Source organism: Acetobacter senegalensis, from assembly GCF_001580995.1.
Lineage (GTDB): Bacteria > Pseudomonadota > Alphaproteobacteria > Acetobacterales > Acetobacteraceae > Acetobacter > Acetobacter senegalensis.
Window position 1 is genome coordinate 16,423 of the sequence record NZ_LHZU01000144.1, and the last position, 12,908, is coordinate 29,330.

Annotated in this window: 10 protein-coding genes and 1 tRNA gene; 6 read left to right on the forward strand and 5 right to left on the reverse strand. The window is 58.0% G+C overall.

Going from position 1 to position 12,908, the window contains the following annotated elements; all coding sequences use genetic code 11:
- Nucleotide 1 precedes the first annotated feature (1 nt).
- From rsmD to AD948_RS14200, 5 genes are all read left to right on the forward strand, one after another.
- Complete coding sequence (gene rsmD, locus AD948_RS14180) at nt 2-616, forward strand: 16S rRNA (guanine(966)-N(2))-methyltransferase RsmD (RefSeq protein ID WP_061472465.1); 615 nt, start codon at nt 2-4, stop codon at nt 614-616.
- Between the two features lie 309 nt (nt 617-925).
- Entirely contained in the window at nt 926-1,486 is a 561-nt protein-coding gene (gene ssb / locus AD948_RS14185) for a single-stranded DNA-binding protein (RefSeq protein WP_061472466.1), read from the forward strand.
- Between the two features lie 48 nt (nt 1,487-1,534).
- Nucleotides 1,535-2,869 carry an O-antigen ligase family protein gene (locus tag AD948_RS14190; RefSeq protein ID WP_156479051.1) on the forward strand — a complete coding sequence of 445 codons (1,335 nt, stop codon included), beginning with the start codon at nt 1,535-1,537 and terminating at the stop codon, nt 2,867-2,869.
- Between the two features lie 184 nt (nt 2,870-3,053).
- Nucleotides 3,054-3,467, forward strand: a complete 414-nt coding sequence (dksA, locus tag AD948_RS14195) for an RNA polymerase-binding protein DksA (RefSeq protein ID WP_035382626.1) — start codon at nt 3,054-3,056, stop codon at nt 3,465-3,467.
- A 66-nt stretch (nt 3,468-3,533) separates the two neighbouring features.
- A tRNA-Thr gene (locus AD948_RS14200) sits at nt 3,534-3,608 on the forward strand.
- A 263-nt stretch (nt 3,609-3,871) separates the two neighbouring features.
- On the opposite strand, the gene AD948_RS18420 is transcribed toward AD948_RS14200, so the two are convergent.
- The 3 genes from AD948_RS18420 to tldD form a co-directional block, all read right to left on the reverse strand.
- A complete protein-coding gene (locus tag AD948_RS18420) occupies nt 3,872-4,267 on the reverse strand; it encodes a hypothetical protein (protein WP_169797416.1) in 396 nt (131 codons plus the stop codon).
- A 38-nt stretch (nt 4,268-4,305) separates the two neighbouring features.
- On the reverse strand, nt 4,306-5,565 hold the full coding sequence (gene tyrS, locus AD948_RS14210; RefSeq protein WP_061472469.1) for a tyrosine--tRNA ligase: 1,260 nt from the start codon (nt 5,563-5,565) through the stop codon (nt 4,306-4,308).
- Nucleotides 5,566-5,752: 187 nt separating this feature from the next.
- Complete coding sequence (tldD, locus tag AD948_RS14215) at nt 5,753-7,210, reverse strand: metalloprotease TldD (RefSeq protein WP_039905898.1); 1,458 nt, start codon at nt 7,208-7,210, stop codon at nt 5,753-5,755.
- 205 nt (nt 7,211-7,415) lie between these two features.
- Between tldD and treF the strand changes: the two genes are divergently transcribed.
- Nucleotides 7,416-9,878 (forward strand): alpha,alpha-trehalase TreF, encoded by a 2,463-nt coding sequence (treF, locus tag AD948_RS14225; protein ID WP_248846049.1) that lies wholly within the window; start codon nt 7,416-7,418, stop codon nt 9,876-9,878.
- 42 nt (nt 9,879-9,920) lie between these two features.
- Here the strand turns inward: treF and AD948_RS14230 are convergent, their stop codons facing one another.
- The gene (locus AD948_RS14230) at nt 9,921-10,616 is read right to left on the reverse strand and encodes a histidine phosphatase family protein (protein WP_061472471.1); all 696 of its coding nucleotides are present in this window, start codon (nt 10,614-10,616) and stop codon (nt 9,921-9,923) included.
- 15 nt (nt 10,617-10,631) lie between these two features.
- Nucleotides 10,632-12,803, reverse strand: a complete 2,172-nt coding sequence (locus tag AD948_RS14235; protein WP_211264492.1) for a hypothetical protein — start codon at nt 12,801-12,803, stop codon at nt 10,632-10,634.
- Nucleotides 12,804-12,908: the final 105 nt, after the last annotated feature.

Sequence of the window (12,908 nt, forward strand, 5' to 3'; positions counted from 1 at the left end):
CATGCGCATTATTGCTGGAGCCCGCAAAGGCCGCGTGCTGGCCGCCCCACAGGGCACAACCACCCGACCCACAGCGGACCGCGTGCGGCAGGCATTGTTTGACATGCTGCTCCATGCACCGTGGGGGGGCTCGCGCCTTCTGGACAATGCCCATGTGCTGGATGCGTTTGCAGGCACTGGGGCGCTGGCACTGGAAGCGCTCTCTCGCGGGGCGGCACAGGCCACTTTTTTTGAAACTGATCGGGCCGCTTTAGCAGCGCTGCGTGCCAATATTGCCGGGTGCGGCTGGCAGAACCGATGCAAGGTTTTTGCAAAGGATGTCACCTCCCCTCCACGTGCGGCGATACCGTGCTCACTGCTGTTTCTGGACCCTCCTTACCGCCAAAACCTCCCAGCCCGCACGCTTGCAGCGCTAAAGGCACAGGGATGGATTGCCCCACACGCCATTGCCGTTATCGAAACCTCCGCACAGGAACCGTTGCCCCTGCTGGACATTGAACAACAGGGTGTCTCCGTGCCTGAGACGGATGATCCTCTTCCTGTTTTTTCTGGCGCCCTGTTGGCCGAACGCAAGCATGGCGCAGCGCGGATATCGGTCTGGCGGATAGAGGGATAAGGCTGTCATTCTCCTTACTTTTTCGGTTCTGATCTCCTCTGCGTCGTTTCTTATCGTGCCTGTCCGCAGGAAACCCGTGTGGGCATCCGAGACGGATTTATAAGGCGCGTGCAGAAAATCTGACGGAGAATACCCGAAACGAAAAAGGGGGATGTAGCAGGGGGCATACGGTCTTCTGACCGCAAGAAGCTTCTCACATTCATGGGTAGAAAGAGCAGCCAAACAGCTTCACGGACTTTATAGCCGTAGCGGAGTGCGCTACACGGGCGTGACATTCTTTTTAAATGGTACAGCGAAACGGGGTCTCTGATGGCTGGCAGTGTCAATAAGGTTATTCTGGTCGGCAATCTGGGTAAGGACCCGGAAGTGCGCACCAGCCAGAGCGGCATGAAAATTGTTTCCCTGACACTGGCCACCAGTGACACGTGGAACGACCGTCAGTCTGGCGAGCGCCGTGAACGCACGGAATGGCACCGTGTGGTGATCTTCAATGAACGGCTGGCTGATGTGGCGGAACGCTTTCTGCGCAAAGGCCGCAAGGTTTATCTGGAAGGTGCGTTGCAAACCCGGAAATGGACAGATCAGTCCGGGCAGGAACGCTACACGACCGAAGTGATTGTGGAACGGTTCCGTGGGGAACTGGTTCTGCTGGATAGCCGTTCCAGCAATGATAGTGATGATGCCGGTGGCGGCTTTGGCGGCGGCGGTAGCAGCTACGGTGGTGGCAGCAGTGGATATGGCGGCGGTGGTGATTTTGGCGGCGGCTCTTCCGCTCCGCGCCAGAATACGCCTTCTCGTGGCGGTAGCTCCTCTGGCGGTTGGGATGCCCCCAGCAGCAATAACGATCTGGATGACGAAATTCCGTTCTAAGTCCGGACACCCGGAGGCCCGCCCGTATGAGGCGAGCGGGCTTCTGATGTGACTCGTTTTGACCTGATGGACGCCCCCCTCCCCCGCTGGCAGACAGTGCTGGCAAAAAGCCTGACACTCACTGGCACGGCCTGCACCCTGCTGCTGCCCCTGCTGATGTTTTACAGTCGGGCGCTCAGCGATATTGCTGCAACGCTTATTGGCGTTTTCTTTCTGATTTATTCTGGCCTGATGCGGGACTGGCAATGGCTTCGCAAGCCATGGATCATTCCCGCCTCCCTGTTCTGTGGGCTGTGCCTGATCTCTTCCGTGCATGTTGGACTCAAGGGAGCCTGGACACAGGCCCTGTGTCTGCCACGCCTGTTTTTGCTGACCGCCGCCACCCAGAACTGGATTCTCGCCCGCCAGACTCGGCGCATGGCTTTGGGAGGCGTGTTTTTTCTGCTGGCCCTATGGCTTATGAGCCAGTGCTGGGAACAATATCTGACGGGCACCAACCTGATGGGAGCCCCCCGATGGGGAGACGGCTCCCTGACCGGCCCGTTTGTTAAACCCCGTGCGGGCTTTACCTTCCTGATGTTGTTCTTCCCCGGCATCATGCCCGTGGTGCTGCATGCCCTGCACAGTAAAAACCGTGGAGCGTGGGTTGGTGGCTGCGTGCTGCTGCTGTTTTCAGCCCTGACCATGGTGCTGATTGGCCAGCGCATGAGCAATGTGCTGCTGCTATTTGGCCTGTTTCTGACCGCCTTGCTGGTGCGGCAGTTCCGTTGGCCGTTTGTCGCGTTGCTGGCGTGCGTTGCTGCGGCCCTTGCCAGCCTGCCGGTGATCTCCCCGCCCACCTATGCCAAACTGGTGCTGAAATTTTCCAATCAGCTCCAGCATTTTGCCACCAGTGATTATGGGCAGCTCTTTACCAAGGCCAGCATCATGATGCTCAACCACCCATGGCTCGGGCTAGGCGTGGATGGGTTTCGTAATTTCTGTCAGTTGGGCATGCATAGCGCTGGTATTTCCGCGCTCGGGCTTCCGCCACTTGATAGCCCGGCAGGCACAGGGTGCAATATTCACCCCCACAACTACTATCTTCAGGTTGCCACAACGGCGGGCCTTCTGGGCCTTGCTGCTTTTGCCACTACGGTTGTGTGCTGGCTGAGGGCTGGCGCACGGCATCTTTCCCCCACCCGCGCCCCCCAACAGGCCATGCTGTTTGTGATGTGCTGCACCGTCTTGTGGCCCATAGCCTCCACCAGCGCCCTGTTCTCCTTCCCTACTGCGGGGTGGGTCTTTCTGTTTGCCGGATGGCTGATGGCAGCAGCGCAGAACGCGGCACCCCTGCGCAAAAACGTGACCGTGCCCAATGATCCGCACGTACGGACCAAATAATCCGTTCCCATAACTGGTAAGCATTGGCCGAATTCTTGAACTATGGCGCATAGTTACCGGGCAGCCCTCCGCTTTTCTTGGCTCTTGCCTTCATTATCTTCTTGGCGTTCCGGGCAGCCCCCGTTATAAGCCGCGTCATTCTTTCAAGGCAGGATTCCTGTCATTGCAAAGGCTGACACTGACTATGATCACTCTACCGCCGGACTACCGCCCGTCAGACGACGAGGAGTTCATGAACCCTCTTCAGACGGAGTATTTCAGGCAGAAGCTTCTCAAGTGGCGTGCCGAACTCCTCAAAGAGGCAGGAGATACTCTTGCCAGCCTTTCCGAAGGCGGGATTCATGAAGCAGACATCACAGACCGCGCCAGCGTGGAAACAGACCGCGCGCTGGAACTGCGCACCCGTGACCGTGCCCGCAAGCTGATTGGCAAGATCAACCTTGCTCTGCAGCGTGTTGAAAACGGCAGTTACGGCTACTGTGAAGAAACAGGGGAACCCATTGCCCTGCGCCGTCTGGAAGCCCGCCCGATTGCGACCCTCTCCATTGAGGCGCAGGAACAGCATGAACGGATGGAAAAAACCCACCGTGATGATTAATTCCGCTTTTTAAGCGGAAACAGACTTGCGGCGTTGCGCGTGAAACGCTAGAACGCCGCCAACGTCGCTGCTGTAGCTCAGTGGTAGAGCACTCCCTTGGTAAGGGAGAGGTCGACAGTTCAATCCTGTCCAGCAGCACCAGTTCTCTCCACAAAAAACAATCTTTGCGTTCTCTCTGCCCGCGTAAGGCAGAGGCGAATCTCTCCCCCTTCATTTTTTCTGAAAAGCTGTTTGAAAATTCAGTAGGAAAAAACGGTAGCGAGACACTTTCTGGTTAAAAAATTGGACGGGGAATATCTGCGCGACCATACCGCAGCAAATTCATGTCCAGCAGACAAAAAAAGAGAGAAAGCGTGACGGCTTCCTCTCTTTTGATTTCTTTAAAAACGGTAAACGGGCCCGTTTTAGCGAGGGCCGCGTGGACCGCCGGAACTATGGCCTCCGCCGCCGCCTCTTGAGGGACCGCGCTGGCCACCGCCGCCACCCGGACCTCCGCCAGGACGCCCACCCGGACCACCATGAGTTCCGCCTCCCGGGCGACCACCGCCTCCGGGTCTACCTCCGGGCCGTCCGCCACCACCCGGCCTTCCACCAGGGCGAGGCGGCGGCGGCATGGGCCTTATCCGGCGGGCCGCATAGCCCCACCGTGGGCCGGGACCATAGCCGTAATACCCATCATATTGTGGGCCGTAGCCATAGCCTGAATAGCCATATGTTCCGTATCCCACATCCGGGCCCACACAGCCTGAAAGAGAGCAGGTTACAGCCAGACAGACCACGAGTAGAGGAATGCGCTTCATTTTTCTCTCCGCCAGTCATCTCTGACAGGCCAGTCCCTTTACCCGGCCTTGATCAGCACATGATGCTTTTTACCTGAAGAAAGCCGAACAGCCCCTTCCACCGCGTCTGCCTGAGTCACCAGCCTGTTTTCATCAGCAACAGGCTGGTTATTCACGCGTGCTCCCCCACCGCGAATCAAACGCCGGGCTTCACCATTGGTTTTGGCAAGCCCTGCCTCCACCAGCAGACGGAACACCGGCACCCCTTCCGTCAGCACAGAGAGTGGAACTTCGTGCACTGGCAGGTCTGCTGCGGCCACCTTGCCTTCTTCAAAAGTCTGGCGGGCCGCTTCTGCCGCAGCCAGAGCGGCTTTGCGCCCATGGCAGAGAGCCGTGGCTTCAGTTGCCAGAACTTTCTTGGCCTCATTGATCTCCGCGCCTTCAAGCGCTTCAAGACGGGCGCATTCTTCCAAAGGCAGATCTGTAAACAGGCGCAGGAAGCGGCCGACATCGGCATCTTCCGTATTCCGCCAGAACTGCCAGTAATCAAACACCGGCAGACGAGCTTCGGAAAGCCACACCGCGCCGTTGGCAGTCTTGCCCATCTTGGCGCCTGATGCGGTGGTCAGCAGCGGCGTGGTCAGCCCCATTACGCTTTTCTGGTCTGTGCGACGCACCAGATCCACACCCGAGACAATATTGCCCCACTGGTCTGATCCACCCAACTGAAGCGTGACGCCATGCCTGCGGTTCAGTTCACGGAAATCATAGGACTGGAGAATGGAGTAATTGAACTCCAGAAAGGTCAGGCCCTGCTCACGGTCCAGGCGGCTTTTGACGGAATCAAACGCCAGCATGCGGTTGATGGAAAAATGCACGCCCACATCCCGCAGCAGGTCAATATAGGCCAGCTTGTCCAGCCAGTCCGCATTGTTGACCAGCTTGGCCTCAGAAGCACCCTCACCAAATGTCAGAAACTGGCGGAGGCAGCCTTCAATACCTGCCAGATTGGTGGTGATGGTCTCTTCCGTCATCAACCTGCGGGCTTCCTCGCGGAAAGACGGGTCCCCAATCCGCGCCGTGCCTCCGCCCATAAGGGCTACAGGCCGGTGGCCATGCTTTTGCAGCAGACGCAGCATCATGATCTGGATCAGGCTGCCCACATGCAGACTGTCTGCCGTGGGATCAAACCCGATATACGCGGCGACAGACCCCTTCGCCATGGCATCATCCAGCGCCTGTGCATCCGTGCACTGGAAAATGAAACCGCGGGCGGCGGCTTCCTGCATGAAAGGACTCTGATACCCGTTTTCGACCATTCTCTTACCCTTGTCTGTCACGCGCCAGCACGCCGCGTGGTCTTTCCGCACCACGCTCTACCACGAGAGGTCAAACAGCAGAAACCTCTCGATTCGCCCACGCATGCTCCTTCTGCCGCCTTTTTCGGTTCAATAAAATCCGCGCGTCAGCCCGCACACGCTGCCACGCGTATCCCCTTTGTTATGCTCAGGCCGTGCCGCCCACGGTCAGGCCTGCCATTTTCAGGGTGGGCTGCCCCACACCCACAGGCACGCCCTGCCCGGCCTTGCCACAGGTACCAATGCCCGGATCAAGCTCCATATCTTTCCCGATCATGGAAACCTGCGTCATGGCTTCCGCACCGCTGCCAATCAGCGTCGCGCCTTTAACGGGAGCTGTAATTTTTCCATCTTCCACCAGATAGGCTTCAGATGCTGAGAACACGAACTTGCCGGAGGTAATATCCACCTGACCACCACCAAAATGCACCGCATACAGACCGCGCTTCATGGAGCGGATCATATCTTCCGTTGACGCCTGGCCCGGCAGCATGAGGGTGTTGGTCATGCGGGGCAGCGGCACATGCGCATAAGACTGACGCCGACCATTGCCGGTAGGGGCCATGTGCATCAGCCGGGCATTCAGGCGATCCTGCAAGTAACCCGTTAGAATACCGTCTTCAATCAGCACGGTACGGCCTGTGGGGGTGCCTTCATCATCCACGGTCAGGCTGCCACGCCGGTCTGGTAAAGACCCATCATCAATCACCGTGACACCGGGAGCCGCCACCCGCTTGCCCATAAGGCCAGCAAAAGCGGATGTGCCCTTGCGGTTGAAGTCTCCTTCAAGCCCATGCCCAACCGCTTCATGCAGCAGAATACCGGGCCAGCCAGCGCCGAGCACCACTTCCATCTCACCTGCCGGAGCAGGACGGGCTTCAAGAGCGACCAATGCCTGCCGCAGGGCTTCATCCACTGCGCCCTGCCAGGTCGGTTCTTCAAGCAGGCGGTTGATTTCATAGCGACCGCCCAGCCCATGGCTGCCGCTTTCCCGTTTGCCACCCTGTTCCACCACCACGGACACATTCAAGCGCACCAGAGGCCGCAGATCGGCCACGCGCACCCCGTCCGCACGGATAATCTGCACGGCCTGCCACTCACCAGAAAGAGACGCCATAACCTGCACCACACGGCTGTCCTTGCCCCGGGCATAGGCATCAATGCGGGACAGCAGCCCGGAGCGGGCGGCAAAATCCGTATCCCCCAGAGGGTTTGCATCCGTATAAAGGCGCGTGTTGGTGGAGCGCGGCGCATCCGCCATGGTGCCGGACCGACCATTGCGCACAGCACTGACCGCATCAGCAGCCCGCTTCAGCGCTGAACGGCTCAGATCATCAGAATGGGCAAAGCCGGTTTCCTCACCCAGCACAGACCGCAAACCAAACCCGCAACTGGTATCAAAAGAGGCGGAGCGGATCACACCATCATCCAGCGCAATGCTCTCGCTTTCCCTGTATTCCAGAAAAAGTTCACCATCATCCATGCCTGTCAGCGCATCGCGGGTCAGCCCTTCGGCTTCGTCCCGTTGCAGCAAGGCGTTGGGCCGCTTGAAAAACAGGTCATCCGTAACGGCCAGAGCCCCGGGGCTTGAAAGAGGGGACGACATGAACAAAACTCCTGACAGGACTAAAGTGCGCGGGCCACAATCGCCCAGCATGGCTGAAAAGCATAGACAGTTCCGGTGTTACGCAAAACCCGATCCCGGTTGCACCGTTCTTTACGTACCAGCCGGAGGTTTCCATTCCTCCGCCTTGGCAAGAGAGGCTGACAGGTTTTGCGTTGGCCAGAAAGACTTCGACCGAAAGAAAGACATGAGCGCGCATACGGACAGAACAAGCCCTACAGCCCATATTTCCAGCATATTCCCTTCTTCCGTGCTGACTCCGCGCTCGTTGCCTGCTGCCACTATCTCTCGCTCACGCCTGCGCTCTGTAGCCCTGTTCCTTTTTCTGGCCAGCACACCGCTCAGCGGGTGGGCGCAGTCTGCTGCGCCGCTTCCCTCCCCAACTTCCTCCTCCATGCAGGCAGACGCTCCAATAGGCGCACGAGCCCTCCCCTCAGTGAAGACTTCTAAGGTGGAAGGAGAAAAACCAACGCCGGCCCTCGCGGCACCGTCCTCCGTGGTTAGGCTCACCTCCACCGCAACGCAGGCTCCTGCTCCTGCTCCTGCTCCTGCTCCTGCTCCTGCTCCTGCTCCTGCTCCTGCTCCTGCTCCTGCTCCTGCTCCTGCTCCTGCTCCTGAAAGCAACGTTGGCGTGGCGCAGCCCGCAAGCCCTCGTGATGCCTCTCCCGCGCTGGACCAGCAGGATGATGCAACGCCACCCGTGCAGGCCAAACTGTTCAATCGGCTTCCTGCTCCTCATGCGGGAGATCACCCTCTCTCCATTCCGCAGGATCTGCGTCCGCCGTCCATTGCGCTGGGAGAACTGTTCGCCGCCATTCATGCAGCCAAAATCTTCACGGATGCAAAAGCCGTGGCCGATGCAATTCCTGATCAGGCTCCTGTTGATCTGGTTGCCATGTGGAAGCAGCAGAAAGACCTGCCCGATTTCAACCTGAAGCTGTTTGTATCAGAACATTTCACCATTCCTGTGCTGCGGTCTGCTGCCTATTCACGCAAACCTGATGAAAACGTGCGCGATTACATTACCGGCATGTGGGATGTCCTGACGCGTGACGCCGATACTGCCGTGCCGTGGTCTTCCCTGCTCGCACTGCCACAAAAATACATTGTTCCCGGCGGACGTTTTTCAGAAATATATTACTGGGACAGCTATTTTACCATGATTGGCCTCTATGAGGACGAGCGCATCGATCTGATGCGCAACATGGTGCAGGATATTGCCTCCCTGATCGCACGGTATGGGCATATGCCCAACGGAAACCGCACCTATTATCTCAGCCGGTCTCAGCCTCCGTTTTTCTCCGTGATGCTGGATCTGCTCGCCAGCCATGATGGGCAGGTGGTTTACACGTCCTTCCTGCCAGAACTGCAGCGCGAATATGATTACTGGACGGATGGAGCCGCCACACTCAAACCCGGAAACGCGTGGCGACACGCCGTAAAACTCCCTGACGGAACACTCATGTTTCGCCCATGGGATGACATGAACACGCCTCGCGATGAAAGCTACCCGCAGGATCTGGCCACTGCCCGCCAAACACAACGCAACGCCAATGATCTCTGGCGTGATCTGCGCGCGGGCGCTGAAACCGGATGGGATTATTCCTCACGCTGGCTGGCGGACGGCAAAACCCTTTCAACCATCCAGACAACATCGCTCCTGACAATAGAATATAATTGTCTGATGGTGCATCTGATGCAGACCCTCTCCCACGCCTACGCGCTGAGTGGAGATAAAGGGAAATCCGCGTCATACATGCAGCAGGCCAAACAGCTTCAGGACGCCATCAACCATTATCTGTGGGATGAAAAAGAAGGCGCCTATTTCGATTACAACTGGAAAACCGGCAAACCCACCGGCATTCTGTCCACTGCCACGGCTGTTCCGCTTTTCCTGCATCTGGCCCCGCAGGACAAGGCCGATGCCGTGGCGCACACCATCCAGAAACGGTTGCTGCATGTGGGCGGGCTGACCGTAACGGATCAGGTAACCGGCCAGCAATGGGATGCCCCGAACGGGTGGGCTCCTGAAGAGTGGATGGCCATAAAGGGGCTGGAACAGTACGGGCATCATGATCTGGCAGCCGATATTGGCCGCAGATGGATGGCACGCGTTATTGGCACCTTTGAAAAAAGTGGTGTTCTATTGGAAAAATATGATGTTGTGGCAAACGACATAAGCCCCACCGGCGGCAAGGGCGGTGGAGAATACCCCATGCAGGTCGGCTTTGGCTGGACAAACGGCACCCTGCTGGGATTGATGAACCGCTACCCGCAAAGCACCCGAAAAGTTCTGGACAAAAACCCATTGGCTGATCAGCCATCCCAGCAGCCGCTTCCCCCTGTTGACGCGTGGGATGCCAAGGGACCGGATATTCCTGTGACCGAAAAATCTCCGCTTAAGGGCGTACCGCTTTCTGCTTTGCATACAGAAGAAGACGCACAGGATGATCAGCCCCGAAAAGACGCCCCTACGGGAGCTAACGTGCAGCAAAACCCGCCAGCCGCGTCACAACCCATACCACCGGCAGAAAACGGAAAACCGCCTGTGGTCACGCCTCCGCTGTCACCCGCACCGCCTTCGCCACAACAGCAACAGCAACAGCAACAGCAACAGCAACAGCAACAGCAGAAATCTGGCACTCCCTGAGAAGGGATAAAGCCTGATTTCTGCTGCCGATTGCTTAAAAAATCAGATGCCCGGCAGTTCGTTGACGGTTACAACCCGCCATCCCTCTTCCAGCCGTTCCAGGATGGTGAGAGATAGATTCTGGATGGAAAAATGCAAAGCCGTTTCAGCATGAATACGCAGAGCATGGGCCAAAGCCGCACGAATGGCACCGCCATGGCTGACAGCAATCATATCCTGCCCGGCATAGGTTTCTGCCAGACGGTCCAGTCCGCGCCCCACACGGGCGCAGACATCAATCATGCTTTCCCCTTTTGGGGGGCATTCAGAGGCCGCAACGGACCAGAACGGATGTGGCGCAAGATGCAGGTGATCCGGCAATTCCTGATGCGCCATTCCCTGCCATTCCCCCAGATTCTGTTCAATCAGGGCTGGCTCAACCTTTAGCTCGGCAGGCCCATATCCGGCATCCTGAATGGCTTCCGCCGTGCACCGCGTGCGCGAGAGGGGGCTGATCAGCCAGCGGGCCTTGCGAGGCAGGCGTGCCGCCAGTGCTTCATACATCGGGCGCTGGGCAATCAGGCTATCTGGGCAAAGGGGCACGTCCAGAGTGCCATACAGGCTCATTCTGGCATTTTGTTCCACCAGCGCGTGGCGAATAAACCAGAAACGGGTCACACCCGTGGCCAGTTGAGGCGTATCCAGAAAGTTGCCCTGATTGGATTGTACGATTTGGGGAGAGGTTACAGATGCACTCATGCTGTTGTTGTGCTGTCAGGAACGACCCAAGGCAAGAGAAGAAATTGTAACGCTCGTCTGCTTCTGGCCTGATGCGTAATCGCGGGGCTCTGCCCCCGAAGCCAGAACACCTGCCTGAACCCTGGGGGCATATGAAGCTGGCGGATCTGCCTTGGCGATGGCGGACCAATGCACCAGAATAAGGCTGATTTTTTCCAGAACCTTGAGGGCGTCTGCGATCTCGCGCGCCATTCTGGCTTTGGTTCCCAGCCCATCATGAGACGGTTCACCCGAAATCAGGCGTGCTCCGGCAGAAAGCCGCAAGGCTGCCGCCTTTCCCCCTCGTGCATGAGGATGAGGAAGTGCCACGGGCTGACCGATATGGCACAAAAGCGCCCCCAGCTTGCGATCAGCCTGCGGCACGTACTCTGAGACATCCGCATTCAGCCACTGATACACTTTTCGACATCGGTCAAAATCAAGCGGTGTATCAATATCCGGTGCCTCCGGCGCCCGAACCATGAAAGAGAGAATTGTCTGCCGCCTGTCCCAGTCATCCGTCAAAGCGGGACGTTGCGGCACATACGGGGTTAGTAATTGCAGATCAGGCTGAGCAAGAATCGCCTGCGTTACGGCATGAAGAAAACTATGGAGACGCTCGGAGACCACATCAGCCGGAATGGCGGCAAAAGCTTCCATCTCCGCGCGGGCGGCGGCCCAGCGCAACAACAGGCCATGATTGGCACTGCTTGCAAGCACTTGGCAGGCGGAAGAGGACGGCCATTCACACTGGTTGGCGTACGCTGCAAGCCCCACCGGAAGTGTTCCTTTTGCCAGGCGATTCTTCCAGGAAGCCGGTAACAGCAACGCCCCACAGAAGGGCGGGCCCGTATAGAATTTGGAGCCCGTGACCATCACGGCCCACTCTCTCTCCAGATACGCGCTGATCCGCTGTGGCATAAGGCGGGTCTGACAGGCATCGACCACCACATCCAGCCACCCGGGATAAGCGGCACACAAGGCTGCAACAGCCTCCATATCTGGTGCCAGAAGGCCCGTTTTGGACAAATCCAGCACGTGGAGAAGAACGCGCCGTCCTGCGGCAACCTCTTCAGCCACCATAACCTGACAGGCGCGCACAACGTCTTCTGATACGCACAGACCGCCTTCCACATTCCGCAAGGGAAGCGTCAGACTCCGCGCATCTGCGGGGAACCCCTCTATCAACGCGCCTTTTTCAACCGAGACACCGCGCGCTGTTTCCTGCGCAAAATGACATCCTTGCGCAGCCAGGGGGATACCACTTCCTGTTTCGTCCGGTGCGGTCAGCACTGTGGTGACAGGCACCCCACCTGACGCCGACAACGCAAGCACAGCCAGCGCGCTATCCGTGCCAGATGGAGAAAGAATGACGGCATCGGAGTCGGCCACCCCAAAGAAGCCCGCCAGAAAACGTCGCATATCCCGCGCCTGTTCTCGCAAGAACGCCAGAGCATCGCCTTGCAGCACAGCGCGCATCAAGGCCAACCGGGCAAGTTCTCCGCCAGTAAATCCCCGTTCAGACAACGATGAAGCAGTAGAGGACGCGAAGGTCACAGCCCATGGGCGCGGTCGATGCGAACAGCCATAATGATTCAGCCCCGTGCGCACTCCCACGGTGAGGCGTGCATCGCCCCCTTCAGCCATAAGAGCTTCTACCGGGCCGATCAGTCCCCATGCTCCCCCCAGCCAACGGAGAATCTCGTCCCATTCCTCAGAAGAAAGCGTGTACTGTTTAGGGCTTCCAGCTTCTGCCACAAGTGGCAAAAGAGCGGGGTAAACTGCCTTCAATGCAGCCTTTGCAGGGACATCAGCCGCCGTAAAAAGCCGTACCCAGGATTCGGGTTGAGGATGATCAGCAAAACTGTCCAACAGCCAGAATCGGGCTGTTGTGCGGGTTGCGGCAAAAAGGATTTTAGCGGTTTCGCAGGGCGATTCGGCCGTGCCTTTCAGCAGAACGGCCAGTTCAAGCGCATGGCGCAGGTGAAACGCCACCACTGTTTCTTCGCCTAAACAGGGGGCTCCAAGGACTATGTTGCCTTGCCGGTCGACCTGAAACGGGTGCCCGATGGAGGGGTTAAGGGTAATACAACAAAACTGCGCAAGAACTTTCAGTTCAGGCCGTTCCAATACCCTCAACAGCGCTTCCGTCAGGTTTTCGGCAAACATTCTCTTCGTCCCTACCAGTCAGTCACGCCGCGTCATTTAGCCCTTTTCATACTGCTGCCCGCCCTAATTGCGCAAATTATGCATGATTACTGGCGAACCGGAATT